14 protein-coding genes are annotated in these 19485 nt (G+C 71.9%); 2 read left to right on the forward strand and 12 right to left on the reverse strand.

What is annotated here, in order from left to right; genetic code table 11:
• Positions 1-121 precede the first annotated feature (121 nt).
• On the forward strand, positions 122-1117 hold the full coding sequence (gene bioB / locus JQS43_RS14470) for a biotin synthase BioB (RefSeq protein WP_239674911.1): 996 nt from the start codon (positions 122-124) through the stop codon (positions 1115-1117).
• A 121-nt stretch (positions 1118-1238) separates the two neighbouring features.
• Positions 1239-4076, forward strand: coding sequence for a glycoside hydrolase family 78 protein (locus tag JQS43_RS14475; RefSeq protein ID WP_239674912.1), 2838 nt, complete (start codon positions 1239-1241; stop codon positions 4074-4076).
• A gap of 36 nt (positions 4077-4112) precedes the next feature.
• Here JQS43_RS14475 and JQS43_RS14480 read toward each other — a convergent pair whose 3' ends face one another.
• The 12 genes from JQS43_RS14480 to JQS43_RS14535 form a co-directional block, all read right to left on the reverse strand.
• Complete coding sequence (locus JQS43_RS14480; protein WP_239674913.1) at positions 4113-5033, reverse strand: sugar-binding transcriptional regulator; 921 nt, start codon at positions 5031-5033, stop codon at positions 4113-4115.
• Positions 5034-5144: 111 nt separating this feature from the next.
• Complete coding sequence (locus tag JQS43_RS14485; RefSeq protein WP_239674914.1) at positions 5145-6119, reverse strand: sugar phosphate isomerase/epimerase family protein; 975 nt, start codon at positions 6117-6119, stop codon at positions 5145-5147.
• On the reverse strand, positions 6120-7577 hold the full coding sequence (locus JQS43_RS14490; RefSeq protein WP_239674915.1) for an FGGY family carbohydrate kinase: 1458 nt from the start codon (positions 7575-7577) through the stop codon (positions 6120-6122).
• Entirely contained in the window at positions 7574-8539 is a 966-nt protein-coding gene (locus JQS43_RS14495) for a transketolase family protein (protein ID WP_239674916.1), read from the reverse strand. Before JQS43_RS14495 ends, JQS43_RS14490 begins: the two co-directional genes overlap by 4 nt.
• Entirely contained in the window at positions 8536-9429 is an 894-nt protein-coding gene (locus JQS43_RS14500; protein ID WP_239674917.1) for a transketolase, read from the reverse strand. Before JQS43_RS14500 ends, JQS43_RS14495 begins: the two co-directional genes overlap by 4 nt.
• Positions 9430-9577: 148 nt before the next feature.
• Complete coding sequence (locus JQS43_RS14505; RefSeq protein WP_239674918.1) at positions 9578-10507, reverse strand: nucleoside hydrolase; 930 nt, start codon at positions 10505-10507, stop codon at positions 9578-9580.
• The gene (locus JQS43_RS14510; RefSeq protein ID WP_239674919.1) at positions 10504-11979 is read right to left on the reverse strand and encodes a glycoside hydrolase family 43 protein; all 1476 of its coding nucleotides are present in this window, start codon (positions 11977-11979) and stop codon (positions 10504-10506) included. The genes JQS43_RS14505 and JQS43_RS14510 overlap by 4 nt, the downstream gene beginning before the upstream one ends.
• Positions 11976-14408: a beta-glucosidase gene (locus JQS43_RS14515; protein ID WP_239674920.1), complete on the reverse strand. Its 2433-nt coding sequence runs from the start codon at positions 14406-14408 to the stop codon at positions 11976-11978. Before JQS43_RS14515 ends, JQS43_RS14510 begins: the two co-directional genes overlap by 4 nt.
• Positions 14405-15781 carry a GH1 family beta-glucosidase gene (locus tag JQS43_RS14520; protein WP_239674921.1) on the reverse strand — a complete coding sequence of 459 codons (1377 nt, stop codon included), beginning with the start codon at positions 15779-15781 and terminating at the stop codon, positions 14405-14407. Before JQS43_RS14520 ends, JQS43_RS14515 begins: the two co-directional genes overlap by 4 nt.
• Entirely contained in the window at positions 15778-16668 is an 891-nt protein-coding gene (locus tag JQS43_RS14525) for an ATP-binding cassette domain-containing protein (RefSeq protein WP_239674922.1), read from the reverse strand. Before JQS43_RS14525 ends, JQS43_RS14520 begins: the two co-directional genes overlap by 4 nt.
• Positions 16665-18500, reverse strand: coding sequence for a dipeptide/oligopeptide/nickel ABC transporter permease/ATP-binding protein (locus JQS43_RS14530; protein WP_239674923.1), 1836 nt, complete (start codon positions 18498-18500; stop codon positions 16665-16667). Before JQS43_RS14530 ends, JQS43_RS14525 begins: the two co-directional genes overlap by 4 nt.
• A complete protein-coding gene (locus JQS43_RS14535; RefSeq protein WP_239674924.1) occupies positions 18497-19438 on the reverse strand; it encodes an ABC transporter permease in 942 nt (313 codons plus the stop codon). The genes JQS43_RS14530 and JQS43_RS14535 overlap by 4 nt, the downstream gene beginning before the upstream one ends.
• Positions 19439-19485 lie beyond the last annotated feature (47 nt).

Genomic DNA, 19485 nt, shown 5'->3' on the forward strand with positions numbered 1-19485 from the left:
CGAGGTCATCTCCACTCCTCATCGCGCGCCGGCGTCGGGTACGGGGCGCTACGTACGTTACTTGACCGCCCGACCTCGGTGGTGGTGTGCCCACCCGGCGGGCGGCCGGTAGGCTGCGGGCATGCCAGACGTCCTTGATCACGCGCGTACGCAGGTCCTGGAGCAGGGCACCGGGCTGGACGAGGCCTCGGTGCTGGAGGTGTTGCGGCTCCCCGATGATCGGGTGCCGGCGGCGCTGGAACTGGCCCACGAGGTCCGGATGCGCTGGTGCGGCCCGGAGGTCGAGGTCGAAGGGATCATCTCCCTCAAGACCGGTGGCTGCCCAGAAGATTGCCATTTCTGTTCCCAGTCCGGCCTGTTCAGCTCCCCGGTCCGGGCAGTGTGGCTGGACATCCCGTCGCTGGTCGAGGCGGCGAAGCAGACCGCGGCCACCGGCGCCACCGAGTTCTGCATCGTCGCCGCTGTCCGCGGGCCGGACGACCGGCTGATGGCGCAGCTACGCGACGGCGTGAAGGCGATCCATGACGCGGTGGACATCCAGGTGGCCGCCTCGGTCGGCATGCTCACCCAGGACCAGGTCGACGAGCTGGTGGCGATCGGCGTCCACCGGTACAACCACAACCTGGAAACCGCCCGCTCCCACTTCCCCGAGGTGGTCACCACCCACAGCTGGGAGGAGCGGTGGGACACCCTGCGGATGGTCCGGGAGTCGGGTATGGAGGTCTGCTGCGGCGGCATCCTCGGCCTCGGCGAGAGCGTCGAGCAGCGGGCGGAGTTCGCCGCCCAGCTGGCCGAACTCGACCCGCATGAGGTGCCGCTGAACTTCCTCAACCCCCGCCCCGGCACGCCGCTCTCGGAGCAGCCGGTGCTGGACCCGAAGGACGCCTTGCGGGCGATCGCCGCCTTCCGGCTGGCGCTGCCCCGCACCATCCTGCGGTACGCCGGCGGCCGGGAGATCACCCTGGGCGACCTGGGCACCCGGGACGGCCTGCTGGGCGGCGTCAACGCCGTGATCGTCGGGAACTACCTCACCACGCTCGGCCGCCCCGCCACCCAGGATCTGGAGCTGCTGACAGATCTGAAGATGCCGGTGAAGGCGCTCTCGGCCGCGCTGTAACCCGACGGGCGGTCCGAGCCGGATCCAGGTCGGTGACCAGGATCGGTGGTCCCACTGACCTGGCCACGGCGCTCGCCAGGGTATGCTTGAAACGTTTCATACCCGCGAGTGAGGGACATCCATGCCACTGACCGCAGCCACCCCCACCCCGCCCCGGTTCGAGCACCACACCGGCGCCGGGCCGGTGCTCGGCACCGGCGCCCGCGCGCCCCGGCTGTCGTGGCAGCTCTCACCCACCGAATCGGCGGAGCTCCCACCCGACTTCCGGCAGGACGGGTACGAGATCGAGATGACCCGGGCCGGCCAGTCGCCGCAACGGTTCCGGGTCGACTCCCCCGACCAGGTGCTCGTACCGTGGCCCGGGCCGCCGCTGACCTCCCGCGAGTCGGCCACCGTCCGGGTACGGGTACGCAGCGGCGAGACCTGGACCGACTGGAGCGACCCGGCCACAGTAGAGACCGGGCTGCTCGCACCGGCCGACTGGCGGGCCCGATTCGTGAGCCCCCAGGGCATCGGCGGCCTGGACCGGCCGGCTCCGATCCTGCGCGGCACCCTGACCGTCCCCGCCGAGGTGGTACGGGCACGGCTCTACGCCACCGCCCACGGCTGTTACCGGGCCGAGCTCAACGGCCAGCCGGTGACCGACGAGGTGCTGGCGCCGGGCTGGACCAGCTACCGGCACCGGCTGCGGTACCAGACCTACGACGTGACCGGCCTGCTCCGGCCGGGCGACAACCAGCTGGCGGTGCTGCTGGGCAACGGCTGGCACCGCGGCCGGTTGGGCTTCCTCGGCGAGCGCGCCCGCTACGGTGACCGGCTCGCGCTGCTCGCCCAGCTGGAGGTGACCACCGCCGACGGCGCCGTCCACGTGCTCGCCACCGACGGCTCCTGGACCGCCTACGAGAGCGAGGTGCTCGCCGACGATCTCTATGACGGGCAGCGCACCGACCTGCGGCTAGCCACGCGCACCGCCCCGGAAGGTCCGGTCGAGGAGGTGCCGGGCGACCTCGATGCGCTGGTGGCGCCGGAAGGGCCGCCGGTCCGGGTCACCCAGACCTTGCCGGCCGAGCAGGTGTTCCGGTCGCCGTCCGGGGCCACCCTTGTCGACTTCGGACAGAATCTGGTCGGCTGGGTCCGGCTGCGGGTCCGCGGCCACCAATCGGGGCACGAGATCGTGGTCCGGCACGCGGAGGTACTCGAGGACGGCGAGCTGGGGGTACGTCCGCTACGGACCGCCCGGGCCACCGACAGCTATCTCCTCGCCGGCCCGGACGAGGTGGTGCTGGAGCCGACCCTGACCTGCCACGGCTTCCGGTACGCCGAGGTGATCGGGGTGACCGAGCTCTCCGCTGACGACATCACCGCGGTGGTCCTCGGTAGCGACCTGCGCCGGACCGGCTGGTTCGAATCGTCCGAGCCGCTGCTCGACCGGTTCCACGAGAACGTGGTGTGGAGCGCACGCGGCAACTTCCTCGACCTGCCCACCGACTGTCCACAGCGGGACGAACGGCTGGGGTGGACCGGCGACATCCAGGTCTTCTCCCCCAGCGCCAGTTTTCTCTTCGACGCGGCCGGATTCCTGTCGTCGTGGCTGGCCGACCTCGCCGCGGACCAGTACCCGGACGGCACCGTGCCGTTCGTGGTGCCGGATATCCTCCCCTTCAGCCAGCCGGCGGCGGCCTGGGGCGACGCCGCCACCATCGTGCCGTGGCAGCTCTACCAACGCACCGGCGACCTGGGCTTACTCGCCCGGCAGCTGCCGAGTATGCGTGCCTGGGTGGACCGGGTCGCTGCCCTGGCCGGCCCGCGACGGGTCTGGGCCGGCGGATTCCAGTTCGGTGACTGGCTCGATCCCACCGCCCCGCCGGACGCGCCGTTCCAGGCCCGCACCGACCCGGACGTGATCGCCACCGCCCACCTGGCGCGCTCCGCCTCGATCGTCGCCGAGGCCGCCGAGCTGCTCGGCGAGCCCGATGTCGCCGCCCGGTACGCCGAGCTGGCGGCGGAGGTACGGGAAGCGTTCGTTGCCGAGTACCTGACCCCGGGCGGCCGGGTCCTCAGCGACACCCCGACCGCATACGCACTGGCGCTGGTCTGGGACCTGATGCCGCAGGCGTTGCGGGCGCGTGCCGGCGCCCGCCTGGCCGACCTGGTGCGCCGGGCCGGCTTCCGGATCAGCACCGGGTTCGTCGGTACTCCGCTGGTGGCCGATGCGCTGACCGACACCGGGCACGTGGACGTGGCGTACCGGTTGCTGGCCCAGACCGGGTGCCCGTCCTGGCTGTATCCGGTGACCATGGGGGCCACCACGGTGTGGGAACGGTGGGACAGCATGCTGCCCGACGGGAGCATCAACCCGGGCGAGATGACCTCGTTCAACCACTATGCTCTCGGCGCGGTCGCCGACTGGCTACACCGGCGGGTGGCGGGGTTGGCCCCGGCCGCGTCCGGCTACCGGGAGCTGCTGGTCCGGCCGGTCCCCGGACGATGGCTCCAGTCGGCCGGTGCGCGCCATCTCACCCCGTACGGGGAGGCGGCGGTCGACTGGGAGCGCGGCGACGGCCAGCTGACGTTGCGGGTACGGGTGCCGGTCGGCACGCACGCCACCGTCCACGTCCCCGGCGCACCGGACCCGGTCCGGGTGGGGCATGGTGCGCACGAGTGGCGGGTGGCCGATCCGACCCCGGCGGCGCCCGCGCTGTCCTCCGCAGCGACCGTCCGGGACCTGATGGACCATGAACCGGGCTGGACCCAGTTCGTCGCCGCCGCGGTGGCCGCCGGGGTGGCGACCGACGAGCCCGGAGTCGCGGCTGCCCTGGGCCGCTACCTCGACCGGCCGGCCGAGGCCGCGGTCGCGGCGCTGACCTGGGGTGGCGGGCGACCCGGCGGTGAGGCGCTGCGGGACTGCCTGGGGCAGCTGCTGGGCTCCGCCGAGGGTGAGGATGCCCCCGCGGCGTAGCGGATCCCGCCGAACCCGCCGCGGGCACGTCCGGCGCTACCCCGCCGGCGGCGGCTCCAGCAGTGCCCGCCCGGTCGCGAGATCGGTGACGAGCACATGGATCCAGCCGCCGGCCGCGGCCGCGCGGATCGCAGTCAGCTTGCGCGCTCCACCGGCGATGGCGACGATGCGGGGGATCCGGCGCAGCGCCTCGCTGCCGATGCCGACGACCCGGTCGTGCAGGCCCGCGTCGACGAGCCCCCCGTCGGCGTCGAAGAATCTCAGGCACACGTCGCCGACCGCGCCGACCGCGCGCAGCGCGTCGCGGTCGGCGCGCGGCGCCACGTTGCCGGAGGATTCGAGCAGCGGCGACGGCTCCAGGCTGCCGACCCCGACCAGGCCGACCGTGAGCGTGTCCCACCGGCTGGCGACGTCGGCGATGGCCGGGTCCGCGAGCAGCGCGTCGCGGATCTGTGTGGACGCCACCACCCCGGGAGTCGGGAGGAACTTCACGTCGGCGCCGGTGACCTGGGCGAGCCGGTCGGCGAGGTGGGTGGCCTGGACCTGGACGTTGGCCGACCCCACGCCGCCGATCAACTGCACCACCTCGACCGCGCTGCGCACGCTGCGGGGCTGCATCGAGTCGACGGTCGAGAGCAGGGTGGCCGACCAGGACGAGATCCCGATCCGGTCGGAGCCGGTGAGGGTGGCCTCCAGATAGCTCCCGCCGGCCCTGCCGAGGGCGGCCAGCAGGGCGGCGTCGCCCTCCCCGGGCACCTCGACGATGACCACGTCGGTGAGTCCGTAACGCTCCTGGATCGCGTCCTCGAGGTCGACGTGGACACCGAGCGGCGGGACCACCACCGTCCGCACGATCCCGACCTCGGTCGCCTGCTTGAGCATCCTCGAGACCCGCGACTGCGACAGGTGCAGCCGCGCCGCGATCTCCGGCTGGCGCAGGCCGTGCTCGTGATACATGCGCGCCACCTTCGCCAGCATGCCGAGGCGCTCGACCGCCGGTGGACGATGGGACTGATTGTCGACCACACGCCCGCCCTTCGGTGAACACCCCTGCGCCGGACAGTCTAGCTATCCGTAGAGTGCGGCCTGCGCGATGGCGAGCGCGGTGAGAGCGTCGTGATTCGCCTGCGCCTCGGCGAGCGCCGCGCGGTCCAGGCGGGAGAGCCCGGCCTGGACCCGCTTCAGGAAGTCGATCGCGAGGTTTGCCGCCTCGACGCTGTCCTCCCGGAACGGGAACTGGTCGAGTTGCCACGCCCCGTGCCAGCCGTTCTTCTCCAGCACCCAGAAGAACTCGAACAGCTCCGTGGGGTGGATCGTACCGGCGACCATGTCGTCGTCCCAGCCCCGCAGATTGTCGTTGACGTCCATGCCGAAGAGCCGGCCATAGTCGATGGCGAGCTGGGCGGCGTCGGCCGGTGACTCGCCACCGAACAGCGCGTGGCCGAAGTCGAGCAGGATGCCGACGTTGGGCAGACCGATCCGCTCGATGCCGAGCAGGGTCCGCGCCACCGAGTCGAAGCTCATGTGGACCCGCGGCTCGCGCGGCTTGTACTCGATGACGAACCGCAGATCGGGGTGCTCACTGGCGAGCTGCCCGACGCCGTCGAGCGACAACTTCCACAACGCGCCGTGGTCCACCTGGAAGGGGTAGTCCCAGCCGTCCTGCCCCGGCCAGAGCTTCACATAGTCGGCGCCGAACTCGCGCACCACACCCGCGGCCTCGGTGACGAGCTCATGGGCGAGCGCCCGTACGCCGGGGTCGGGGTTGGTGAAGGAGCCCTTCCGGAACACCCGGGTGTAGATCTCGGGGGTGATCCCGATGACGCCGAGGCCGGCCCGGTCGAGTTCGGCCCGGACATCGGCGGTGCTGAAGTCCCCGCCGAAGAACGGGTAGTTGAGGTCGACGACCGACAGATCGCGCACCTGGCCGGCGAGCCGGATGGCGTCGAGCACTGTGCGGGGCTCGCCGTAGCCGTCCGTCGCGTAGCGGTCGACGTACGTGGCGAAGTGCCAGATCCCGGCTCCGAAGATCTGCTCGCTCATCTACTGCTCCTCTGGTCCGTGACGATCGGGCGGCCGAAGTCGCGCTCGCGCGAGGGCGTCGTGCCACCGGGCGATCCGCGCCGCGGCCGCCTCGGCGCTGCGCTTTGGATGGAAGGGGGTGTGCGGGCGCGGGAGCCGGAGCAGCTGCTCGTCGTCCCACACCCCGGCGGACAGCCCGGCCAGGTGTGCCGCGCCGACCGCGGAGAGCTCCGCGGTGTCGCTGCGCCACACGGTGCGCTGGCTCAGGTCCGCCTGCAACTGCATCAGTCGGGGGTTGGCCGCCCCGCCGCCGTCGGCCAGGATCGGCAGGTCAGTCGGCAGCGCGGCGGCCCGGAGCACGTCCTCCACCTGCAGCGCGATCGACTCCAGAGCCGCCCAGGCGAGCTGGGCGACGTCGGTGTCCAGGGTGAGCCCGGAGATGGTCCCGGTCGCGGCAGGGTCCCACCATGGTGCGCCCAGGCCCGCGAAGGCGGGTACGAGGTCGGGCCCACCGGGCTCCGCCGAGGGCCGGGCCCGCGCCGCCAGGTCGGCCGGCGTCAGGTTCAGCAGCCGGGCGAGCCAGGTCAGGGTGCTCCCCGAGGAGAGGATGTTCCCCTCGAATGCATGCAGCGGGTCCGGCGCGGCCCAGGCGATGGTGCGCACCAGCGGGCCGGAGCGGTCCTCGCCCGCTCCGGTGCCGATCACACTGGACCCGGTGCCGTAGGTGACCTTCACCGCCGGCGACCGGCCCGGCCCGTGGGCGAACAGGGAGGCGTGGGAGTCCGCGAGCACCGCGGTGACCGGCACCCCTTCGAGCCCCGGGAGCTGCCGGATCGGGTCGGAGTGCGCGGTCGAGACCACCACCTCCGGCAACACCTCGGCCGGGATGCCGAAGATCTCGAGCATCCGCCCGCTCCACGCCGCCGACTCGATATCGAGCAGCTGGGTCCGGCTGGCGTTGCCCAGCTCCACCCGGCGCGCGCCGGTGAGCTGGGCGAGCAGCCACGCGTCGACGGTGCCGGCGGTGAGCGGCCGGGACCGGTCGGCCGCGTCGAGCAGCCAGCGGAGTTTGAGGGCGGAGAACATCGGGTCCAGCGGCAGCCCGGTCACCGAGCGCACCTCGTCGGCGTACCGGGCGAGCGTGGCCGCGGCCCCGGCGGTCCGGCGGTCCTGCCAGCTCAGCAGCGGCGCGACCGCGGTGTGGCCGGCGGTCTCCCACAGGGTGACCGACTCGCGCTGGGTGCTGAGCCCTACCCCCGCCACCGGCCCGGGTAGCCGGGCGGCGAGCCGGGCGAGCACCGTGCGTACGCCGTCGGCGATCTCGACCGGGTCCTGCTCCACCCAGCCGGGGCGCGGGTAGCGCTGGGCGACCGGCACCGACTCCCGGGCGACGACCCGGCCCTGCGCGTCGAGCGCGATCGCCTTGGTCGAACTCGTGCCCTGGTCGACGGCGAGCACGTGGCCGGTGCTCGGGATCATCCCGAGACCAGCTCCCGGGCCGCGGCGATGATGCCGTCGCGGTTTAGTCCGAAGTGGTCGAGCAGGTAGTCGGTCCCCCCGGTCGGTGCGAACTCGCGCAGGCCGAGAATGCGCATCGGCACCCGTGAGCCGGTGTCGAGCTGTGCGGTCACGGCGGCGACGGCCGCGCCGAGGCCCCCAGACACGTTCGCCTCCTCGGCGGTGATTATCCCGTTGGTCTCCCGCGCGGCCGAGGCGATCGCGGCCACGTCGAGCGGTGCGATGTAGGCGGCGTTGAGTACCCGCACCGACAGGCCCTGGTGGTGCAGGGCGTCGGCGGCGGCGACCGCCCGGGAGACCAGGGTGCCGGTGGCGATCACGGTGAGGTCCTCACCGTCGCGCGCCACCGAGAAGCGGCCGCGTTCGAGTACCGGGGCGCCGGCCGACACGTCCGGGACCTTGTGCCGGCCGACCCGGATGAAGGTGGGTCGCGGCTGCCCGGCCGCCTGCCGCACCGCGAGCCGGGTCTGTCCGGCGTCGGCCGGGACGACGATGTCGAGGCCAGGCAGCGCCCGCAGCCAGCTCAGGTCCTCCACCGAGTGGTGGGTGGGGCCCAGCTCCCCGTAGGCCATGCCCGGGCTCATCCCGCACAGGATCACGTTGTGGCCGCTGTACACCACGTCCGCTTTGATCTGTTCGAGCGCGCGGCCGGTCAGGAACGGCGAGGCGCCGCAGACGAACGGGATCAGCCCCCGGGCGGCGAGGCCCGCCCCCACGCCCACCATGTTCTGCTCGGCGATGCCGACGTTGATCAAACGGTCGGGGTAGGCGGAGCGGAAACCGCCGAGGTTGCTGGAGCCGACCGAGTCGTTGCAGACGGCGACGATCCGGTCGTCGGAGGCGGCGAGCTCCAGCAGCGTCTCGGCGAAGGCGACCCGGTTGTCGAAGACCGGGGCGGGTGAGACCACCGTCGAGCCGCTCATGCGCGGACCCCCGCCAGCTCGGCGAGCGCCTGGCGTACCTGGTCGACGTCGGGCACCTTGTGGTGCCACTCCACCCGGTCCTCCATGAAGGAGACACCCTTACCTTTGACGGTGTCGGCGATGATGGCCACCGGCCGCGCCGAGGGCGCGGTGCAGGCGTCGCGGAGCTGGCCGTAATGGTGGCCGTCCACCGTCCGCACCTCCCAGCCGAAGCTCGTGAACTTCTCGTCCAGCGGGTCGAGCCGGTTGGTCTGCTCGGTACGGGCGCCCTGTTGCAGGCGGTTGCGGTCGACGATGAGGGCGAGGTTGTCGAGGCCGGCGTGTGCGGCGGACATGGCCGCCTCCCAGTTGCTCCCCTCCTGCAGTTCGCCGTCGCCGGTGACGACGTAGGTGCGCGCCGGTGACCGCCGGAGCTTCGCCGCGATCGCGGTCCCGACCGCCACCGGCAGGCCGTGGCCGAGCGGACCGGTGCTGGTCACCACGCCGGGGACCTTCTGCCGGGCGGGGTGACCGTTGAGCGCGGAGCCGGGGGCCATGAACGTGTCGAGCTCGCGTCGGGGGAAGTATCCGGCCGCGGCGAGCGTCGAGTAGAGAGCGGCGGCAGAGTGCCCCTTGCTGAGGACGAAGCAGTCGCGCTCCGGGTCGGCCGGCGCGGCCGGGTCGATGTCGAGGACGGCGAAGTACAGGGTGGTCAGGATGTCGGTGACCGAGAGGTCGCCGCCGACGTGGCCGGCGCCGGCGCGGTCGATCATGCGGACCACCGAGGCCCGGGCGGCCCGGGCGTGGTCGCGCAGGAGCGCCTCGGCGTGATCCGCGGGGGCGGACCGGATGCGCTCGCGGGCAGCGCGCCACTCGCTGATGGCTGGCGGGTCGGGACGAAGCAAGGGCATATCCATTCAGAGTCAAATGACCGTGCGTTCACGGTGCGGATGATGCTAGCCGACCCGCGGACGCATGTCCATTCAGCGCCGCATGGACTTGCGCCAAGCGGGGCAGGGGCGACGATGGACAGCTCGACCGCCCGTTGCACGGGCCGCCTTACTGAAGCGAGAGCTTGGCGAACAGATCGCCGACCAGTAGACGCAGGTCGAGCCGGGTGTAGACCCGAATGGTTCGCCCGTCGTCGCGGTGCTCGTAGCTGCCGTCGTCGGTGATCCGGGGCGCCGGCCGGAGCACGTACTGGCTGGAGGAAGGGTCGGGTTCGAACGCGGACTGCAAAGCGGTCAGCAACACCAGCGGGTTGTCGCCGAGCACGAAGGTCTCCCCCATCCGGTGGCCGTGCGCCTCGACCTTGGCGACCGCGTCGTTGATCCGGTCGAAGAGGTACCGGCCGAGTCGACCCGCCGGAGCGACACCGGCGCGCAGCTCCGCCATCCCGACCAGCACCTGCCGGTAAGCGTCCCGCGGCACCTGCCACAGCGGAATCGGCGAGTCGAACACGACCTGCGCCGCCGCGACGTCGATGTTCAGGTTGTACTCGGGGTGCAGCGCCCCGGGCGGCGGGACCGCCAGCTCCGGGTACTCCGGGCCGCCGATCCAGATCGCGGTCATCCGGTCGGCGATCCGCGGCTCGCGCAGGTAGGCGCTCGCCAGCTCAGTCAGCCCGCCGCCGAAGGTCGCAAACAGCGGCAGGTCGGTGTCGGTGCGCATCGCCTCCTCGATGATCGCGTCCGCGGCCGCCGACTCCCGCGGCGTGTCGGTGTCCACCAGCGGCAGCTCGGTCCCCTGGTAGGTGGGCACCTGGCCGGCCATCCCCACCAGGTCGAGCACCTCCTGCACCCGCTGATAGGCGCGGGCCGCCGAGTCCCCTGCGTTCGAGCCGAACGGATCGTCGACCGCAAGATGGGAGCCGATCACCGCCCGGACCTGCGCCGACGGCGACAGGAGAAGATGCGCCAACTGCACCAACCCGTCCGGGTCGCCGGCGTAGTCGTTGTCGCTGATGACCCGGCACCTCGGCGTGGTCACGTGTCGCTCCCCTCGTAGTGAAACCAGTCGAACCCGACCTCGCCCTCGCTCGCGTACATCCCCACCACCCGGCCGGTGAAGGCGGCGGCGGTCTCCGCCGAGACGTACCGGCCGTCCAGCGCCGCCACCTCCTGGATGCCGGTGCCCGGATCCACGCTCAGCCGCACCACGTCGGGCCCGAGGGCACGCCTGGGGGGCGGGCCGACCTCGATCTGGAGCAGCACCGGCCCCGGCGGGACCATTCGTTGCCAGGTCTGGTGCAGCGGCCCGACCCGGGCCTGCGCCCGGACAGTGCCCGCGGCCACCTCGATATCGTAGTGGTGATCTTCGTCGATGCGGAGGCTGAGCCCGCCGGCGCCGGCGCCGGCGTCCACCCGGGCCGAGAATCGTGCGACCGGGTGCTGCTGTCGCCGGCCCACGAACCGCGGCCTCGGATCATCCATGGTAGACCCGTCACCGGTGAGCACCAGCCAACCCGGACGGGCCGACAATGACGACCAGTCCGCGGCCGGAGTGCGGACCGACACCCACTCCGGCGCCAGCCGCGGCCGGTCGAAGTCATCGCGGAGCAGCACCGGGTCGGGGTGGGGGGCGAGCACCACCGGCTCCGGCAACGGCCACCCGTCGACCCACGTCACGCCGGTGATGAACGTCTCCCGGCCCATCGGCGAGAACGCCCGGGTCAGCCCCCGAGGTCGCATGCCGAGCAGCAACAGTGCCCAGCTGCCGTCGGGGGTGCGGATCAGGTCGCCGTGGCCGGTGTTCTGCACCGGCCGGTCGGTGCTGCGGGCGCTCAGCACCGGGTTGGTCGGGCAACCCTCGAACGGGCCGGCCGGGTGGGGCGCGCGGGCCACGCTGACCGCGTGGCCCCGCTCGGTTCCGCCCTCGGCGATCAGCAGATACCAGGTGCCGTCGATCTCATACAGGTGTGGTGCTTCCGGGAACATCAAACCGGTTCCCGACCACAGCCGCCGGGGCTCCGTCAGCGCCCGGCCGGTGACCGGGTCGATCCGCACCTGCAGAATTCCGTGGTGTTCGCCGGTGTCCAGCTGCAGGCCCGAGAAGGTGACGTAGCAGCTGCCCTCGGCATCCCAGGCAAGATCCGGGTCGATGCCGACGACCTCCGGCAGCAGCACGCCGTCCGTCCACGGACCCGCCGGGTCATCGGCGGTGAAGAGCAGGCTCCCCCGGCCCATCGCGTCGGTGACCACCACCCAGAACCGTCCCGCATGGAACCGGAGGGTCGGCGCCCAGGCACCGCCCAGGGTCGGCACCATCGCCAGGGCGAGCTGACCGGGCCGGTCAACGACGTGTCCGATCAACTCCCAGCGCACCAGGTCTCGACTGTGGAAGATCGGGATGCCGGGAAAGTACTCGAAGCTGGAGCAGGCGAGGTAGTAGTCGTCGCCCGCCCGGCACACGCTGGGGTCGGGATGGAAGCCGGCGACCGCCGGATTGTGGAATCCGGTCACGGCTTCACCTCGATCGTCGTCTCCAGCGGCAGCTCCACCACCGAGCTGCCGATCCGTAGCCGGAACTCTCCGGGCTCGTGGCGCCAGCCACCGTCCCAGTGCGCGAAGGCGCGCGCCGGCAGCGGGATCGCCACCTCGGTCGCCGCACCGCCCGCCGCCCAGACCGGCGCGAACCCGACCAGCCAGCGCACCGGCCGGTCGACCGCCGAGTCCGCCCGCTCGGCGTACACCTGCACCACCTGCTTGCCCGCCCGCTGGCCGGTGTTGGTCACCACCACCCGGACCACCGCGTCACCGGTCGACGGATCACCCTCGACCTGCGCGGTCTCGAACCGCCAGCCGGTGTAGCCCAACCCGAAACCGAACGGGTACGCCGGTTCGATGCCCGACCGGAGCCAGGCGCGATATCCGATGTGGATGCCTTCGGTGTAGTCGAGCGCACCGTCGCGCGGGGTGACGTTCAGGACCGGCACGTCCGCCATCGTGGCGGGCCAGGTGGTGGGCAGCCGACCGCCTGGCTCGGCGGCTCCGAGCAACAGGTCCGCCAGCGCCGTGCCACACTCCTGCCCGCCGAAGTAGGTGACCAGGATCGCCGCCACCTGATTCCGCCACGGCAGCAGCACCGGTGCTCCAGCGTTCACCACCACGACCGTTCGCGGGTTGGCGGCGGCCACCGCCCGTACCAGGTCGTCCTGGCGCCCCGGCAGCGAAAGGTCACTGCGGTCGTAGCCCTCCGACTCCACCCGGGAGTTGGTGCCGACCACCACCACCGCCACCTCGGCGGCCGCGGCGGCCGCCACCGCCTCGGCGATGAGCGCGTCCGGGTCGGTCGACGGCGGCGCTAGCCCGAGAGTCACCGACAGCGCGCGGTCCAGCAGCGAGCCGCTCCCGGTCAGATCGAATTCTGCCGTGATCTCCACCGGGACGTCCGCGGTGAACGAGACCGGCACCGTCTCCGACGGCGGCGAGAGCAGCGCCGCGCCCAGATCGGTTCCGTCGACCTGCGGGGTCTCCGCCAGCCGCAGCTCGCCGTCGAGGTACACCCGGCCGCTGCGAGCGCTGGCGAACCCGAGCCGGACCTCCTCGGTCGTCTCCGGCAGATAGGTGGTCCGCAGCACCAGTCGGCGGGACTCGCCGATCGGGGCGTCGCCACCGAGCCAGACCAGCGCGCTCGACCGGCGGTGCTCCCGGAGTAGTTCGTTGCCCTCGACGTCCAGGAAGCTCACCAGCAGTCCCGGCTCACCGGTCTCCGGGTCACGCAGCTGGGAGAGCGGCAACTCAGCGACCCCCTCCTGCACGATCGCCCCGATCGCGTACGCCACATCGGCGTCGGGCAGGGCCGCCCGGATCCCGTCCAGCGGGGTGATCACCCGTTCCGGCACCACGGTCGCGCTGCCTCCACCCTGGGTGCGCGCCACCTCCGCGTTGTGCCCGATCACCGCAACCCGGCGCAGCCGCTCGGCGTCCCACGGCAGCTCGTCGCGGTTGCGCAGCAGCACGCTGCCGTCGACCGCGGCCTGCCGGGCGAAGGCGACGCCGTCGAACCGCGCCGGCTGCGCCGGAGCCGAACCGTCGAGCGCGCCCACCCGGTGCGCCAGCGTGAGCAGCCGCAGCACCTTGCGGTCCAGATCGGACTCTGATACCTGGCCCTCCCGGACCGCCGCCAGCAGCTTCTCGCTCCACGCCCCCGCGGGCCCGGGCATGGCGAGATCCTGCGCGGCGGAGGCGGCGGCGAGGCTGCGCACCGCGGTCCAGTCGCTGACCACGACTCCGTCGAAGCCCCACTCGTCACCCAGTGGAGAGCTGAGCAGGTCGTGCTCGGTCATCGTAACCCCGTTGACCGAGTTGTAGGCACTCATGATCGCCCATGCGCCGGCCTTGACCGCCAGCTCGAACGGCGCCAGGTAGACCTCCCGCAGGGTCCGGTCGTCTACCCGTACGTCGACCGTGAGCCGGTCGGTCTCCGAATCGTTGCCGACGTAGTGCTTCGGGGTGGCGGCGACGCCGCCCGCCTGCAGCCCGCTCACGTACGCCGCGGCGAGCTCGCCGGTCAGCCCCGGATCCTCGCTGAACGCCTCGAAGTGCCGGCCGCCCAGCGGGGAGCGGTGCAGATTGATCGTCGGACCGAGCACCACGTCGACGCCCTTGCGCCGGGCCTCCGCCGCCGCCACCGCCCCGTACCGGCGGGTCAGCTCGATGTCCCATGAGGAGGCTAGGGCGGTGGCCGAGGGCAGGTTGAGCGACGGCTCCCGCTCGTCCCACCGGGCGCCGCGGACGCCCGCGGGCCCGTCGGAGAGCACCATGGCCCGCAGCCCGATCCGTTCGATCGGGACGGTCGACCAGAAGTCCGCCCCGGAGACGAGCTGCACCTTCTCCTCGAGGCTCAGCTGGGCGAGCAGGTCGGTCAGGCGGGTCGATAGCGGAGTCATGGGTTCCTTCCAGTCCGGTGGTGGGCGATGAAGTCGCGATACCAGTAGGCGCTCTGTTTCGGGATCCGCCGCTGGCTGGGATAGTCGACGTAGACCAGGCCGAACCGCTTCGAATAACCGTGCGACCATTCAAAGTTGTCCAGGAACGACCAGGCGAAGTAGCCGCGGACATCCGCGCCAGCGGCCACCGCCTCGGCGACCGCGGCGGTGTAGCCGGCGAGATAACGGACCCGTTCCGGGTCGCGGACCTCGCCGTCGGGGGTCGGGTAGTCGGCGAAGGTGGCGCCGTTCTCGGTGACGTAGATCGGCAGCGGGGAGTAGTCGCGGGCGACCCGCAGCAGCACCTCCCGCAGCGCGTCGGGCGTGTCCGACCAGCCGAAAGTGGTCGGTGTCGGCGCGACCTGGATCATCCGGACCCCACCGGCCACCGCCGGGTCGTGCTGGATCCGGGTGTTGGTGTAATGGTTGATCCCGACGAAGTCGGTGGGGGCGGCGATCAGCGCGAGGTCACCGGGGCGGACCAGCCCGTCGCCGGTCTCGTCGTCGGTGAGCCCGTGGCCACCGAATTCCGCCACCACCTCCGCGCCGTACCGGCCACGGTAGACCGGTTCGAGAAACAGCCGGTTCATCCGGACGTCAACGGTGGCGGTGGCCCGGACATCCGCGGGCGAGTCGGTGACCGGCGCCAGGTTACTGACGATGTTGGTAATACCGACCTTGGCCGCAGGCCGCCGCTGACGGAAGCCCGCCAGCGCCAGCCCGTGCGCCAGCAGCAGATGGTGCGCCGCCCGGACCGCCTCAGTCTCATCGGCATGTCCGGGCGCCTGCATCCCCCAGGCGTGGCCGAGGAAGGCTGCGCACCAGGGCTCGTTGATGGTGATCCAGTATTCGGCGAGGTCGCCGAGCTCGTCGGCGACGAGCGCGGCGTACTCGCCGAATCGCTGTGCGGTAGCCCGATCCGGCCAGCCGCCGGCGTCCTGCAGTGGCTGCGGCAGGTCCCAGTGGTAGAGCGTGACGTAGGGCTCGATGCCGCGGGCCCGGCAGCCGGCGATCAGTGTCCGGTAGAACTCGACGCCCTCGGGGTTCAGCGGACCCGACCCGGCCGGCTGCAACCGTGCCCAGGACAGCGACAGCCGGTACGCCGGGATACCAAGCTCGGCCATCAAGTCCAGATCGGACTCCCAGCGGTGGTAGTGGTCGCAGGCGCGGTCGGCGTCGTCGCCGTGAAAAATGGCGTCCGGTTGGCGCACAAAGGTGTCCCAGATACTGGGGCCACGACCACCCTCGGCCACCGCGCCCTCGATCTGGTAGGCGGCGGTTGCCACCCCCCACACGAACCCGGCCGGCAGCCGCGCTCCATCGTTGTCGGTCATGAATACTCCCACTGGTCGGTGACCCCGAAACCGGCGCCGGCCTGCTCGTCCGCCTCCGCCTGCACGGCCACCAGCCGGTGCCGGTCGGCGCGGCGCTGTGCCTGCTCGTCCGGGTCCGGCACCGGGATCGCCATGAACAGCCGCTGGGTGTAGGGGTGCTCGGGCTCGGACGTCACCTGGTCCCCGTCTCCCCACTCGACGATCTCGCCCCGGTACATGACCGCTACCCGGTGACTGATGTGCCGCACCACCGCGAGATCGTGCGAGATGAACAGGTACGCCACGCCGGTGCGCTGCTGGATCTCGATCAGCAGGTCGAGCACCCGGGCCTGGGTGGACAGGTCCAGCGCGGAGACCGGTTCGTCGCAGACGATCAGCGCCGGGTCCAGCGCGAGCGCCCGGGCGATGGCGATGCGCTGCCGCTGCCCGCCGCTGAACTCCCGCGGCAGGCGCCGGCCGGCGTCGGCGGGCAGATGCACCTGGTCGAGCAGCTCCGCCACCCGGCCGCGGGCCGTGTCCCGGGCGACCCCACGGGCAGTAAGTGGCTCGGTGAGGATCTGGGTGACGGTCATCGCCGGATTCAGGGAACTGTAAGGGTCCTGGAAGACCACCTGGATCTCACTGCTCAGTGACCGCCGCTGCCGGCGGGACAGGTGGACAATGTCCCGCCCGCGGTACTCGATCTGCCCACCGGTGACCGGCGCCAGCCCCAGCACCGCGCGGCCCAGGGTGGTCTTTCCCGAGCCTGACTCGCCGACCAGCGCGACGGTCTCACCCGCCCGGATGTCGAGCGACACTCCATCAAGGATTCTGATGCCGGGGGCCCGGAACCCCTTACCGGGGTACGCGACCGTGAGATCGCGGATGTCGAGCAGGGGCTCGGTCATCGGGCACCGTCCTTCGGGTCGGTGGCGGCCAGCGGGCCACGCGCCTCGCCGCCGTCCAGGATCGCCGCCAGCAGCGAGCTGGTGTAGGGGTGCGCGGCCTCGTGGAAGATCGCCCGCACCGGTCCGGTCTCCACGATCTGGCCCGCCTGCATCACCGAGACCTGGTCGCAGAGGTCTGCCACCACGCCGAAGTTGTGGGTCACCAGCAGCATCGCCATCTGCCGTTCGGCCTGCAGGTCCCGCAGCAGGTCGAGCACCTCGGCCTGCACCGTGACGTCGAGCGCGGTGGTTGGTTCGTCGGCGATGAGCAGCTGTGGATCCGTGGCGACAGCGCCGGCGATGAGCACCCGCTGGGCCATCCCACCGGAGATCTCGTGCGCGTACGCCGCGAAGGTGCGCCGCGGCTCCGGAATCCCGACCCGGTGGAGCAGCTCCAGCGCGTGGGCAGTGGCCGCCCGCTTCGACATCCCCAGAGTCACCCGAAGCGGCTCCACCAACTGGCTGCCGATGGTGAAGCCCGGGTCGAGGTTGCTCATGGGCTCCTGCGGTACGTAGGCGATCGTGCGGCCACGGACCCGGACGTACTCCCGCTCCCCGGCGCCGGCCAGCTCGACCCCGTCTAGCTGGATCGACCCATCGAGCACCCGGCCGCCGTCGGAGAGCAGGCCGAGCACGCCGAAGGCGGTCTGGGTCTTGCCCGACCCCGACTCGCCGACCAGGCCGTGCACCTCACCGCGGCCGACCTCCAGGTCGATCCCGTGGAGGACCTCGACCACGCTGCCGTCCGGCTGGTCGTAGCCGATCCGCAGCCCGGTGATCCGCAGCAGCGGCGGGGTGCCAGGTTCCCGCTCCGCCGGGTCCGCCGGATGCGCCACCGGCGCTTCACCCGCCGCCACCGGAGTCGCAGCCGCTGCCGGAGCCGCGGTCGCCGCCGGGGACCGGCGACGCTGCGGACGGACACCGACCCGTTCGAGCGCGTCGCGCATAGCGTTTGCCAGCAGCGCCAGCGCGATCGTGGTCAGGCCGATGGCCAGCGACGGCCACAGCATCAGCATCGGTTCCCGATAGATGTTCTGGAAACCCTCGTTGAGCATGCTGCCCCAGGTCGGCACCGAGAGGTCCCCGAGGCCCAGGAACTCCAGTCCGGACTGGATCGCGATCGCGATGCCGGTGACGATCGCGGACTGGATGATGATCGGCGCCCGGACGACGACCAGGATGTGCCGGCCGATGATGCGGGCGTCGCTGAGCCCGGAGACGCGGGCGGCGTCCACGTACAGCTCGTTGCGCACCGCCGTGACCGCGGCGTACACCAACCGGAAGAAGGCCGGCGAGAGCAGCACTCCGAAGATCGCCATCGCCATCCACACCGACGGTCCCACCACCGCCCGCGCGGCGAGCAGGATGACAATCCCCGGCAGCGCCATGATCAGGCTGGTGAGCCAGGACGAGACGGTGTCGAACCAGCCTCCGTAGTAGCCGGCGAGCAGGCCGCCCGCGACGCCGAGGACCAGCGCGACCCCGAGCGCGAGCAGCGCCGCAGCCACGCTGATCTGGGTAGCGGCGAGCAGCCGGGAGAAGACATCACGGCCGGAGCCGTCGGTGCCGAGCAGGTGCTCCCCGCCCGGCGAGCGCAGGATCCGCTGCAACGACGCGTGGTTAGGGTCGTACGGTGCCAGTCGGGCGCCGAGGACCGCCACCACCGCGACCACCGCGAGGAACCCGAGCGCGATCACCGCCGTCGGATTGCCGACCAGCCGGCGCAGCAGCGACCCCCGGACGATCGGGGCGGCGGCCGGTGGGTTGACCACACTCGGATCGGCGCTGCTCACGACAGCCTCACCTTCGGGTTGAGGAACGCCTGCAGGAGGTCGATCGCCAGGTTGACGGCGACCACGATGATCGCGCTGGCCAGCACCACCCCCATGACGACGGGAATGTCACCGGCGGTCGTCGCCGAGACCGCGAGCTGACCCAGCCCGGGAATCGCGAAGACCTGCTCCACGATCACCGCGCCGCCCAGCAGGCCGATGAACTGGACCGCGAGCACCGACAGCGCGGGTCCGCCAGCGTTGCGCAGCACGTGCTTGTAGACCACGCGACGGAAGCTGAGCCCGCGGCTACGCAGGGTCCGGACGTAGTCGCGGCGCAGCGCGTCGAGGACCGAACCCCGGACCTGTTGCGCCACCGCCGCGATGGCGCTGATCGACAGCGCGATCACCGGCAGCGTGACCGAGGCCAGCCAGCCGGTGACCGAGCTCGACAGGGGTACGTAGCCGGTCGCCCGGAACAGGCCCAGATTGATCGCGAAGACCAGGACCAGGCCGAGTGCGATCAGGAAGCCCGGGATCGCGAACCCGAGTACGGAGAAGAACTGCACGAACCGGTCGACCCAGCCGCCCCGTACCGCCGCCAGGACACCGAGCACGACCGCCAGCACCGCCGCGATCAACGTCGCCCCGAGAACGAGCGAAAGGGTGACCGCCAGCCTACTGGTGACGCCGGTGGCGACCAGTTGGCCGGTGAACCAGGATCGGCCCAGGTCGCCGGAGGCCGCTCCGGCGAGCCAGTCGGCGTACTGCTCCCACAGTGGCCGGTCCAGGCCCAGGTCGGCGGCTCTGCGTTCGACCTGTTCCTGGGTGGCGTTCTGGCCGAGCAGCCGGCGGGCGATGTCCCCACCGCCAGCGTAGAGCAGGGTGTACGCCACGGTGGTGATGACGAAGAGCAGGACGGCGCCCGCGACTAACCGGCGCAGGATGAATCGGAACAAGGGATGGCCCTCCTCGGGATGAGGATCCGGGCCCGGTCCGCCCGCCA

Source organism: Natronosporangium hydrolyticum (assembly GCF_016925615.1).
Lineage (GTDB): Bacteria > Actinomycetota > Actinomycetes > Mycobacteriales > Micromonosporaceae > Natronosporangium > Natronosporangium hydrolyticum.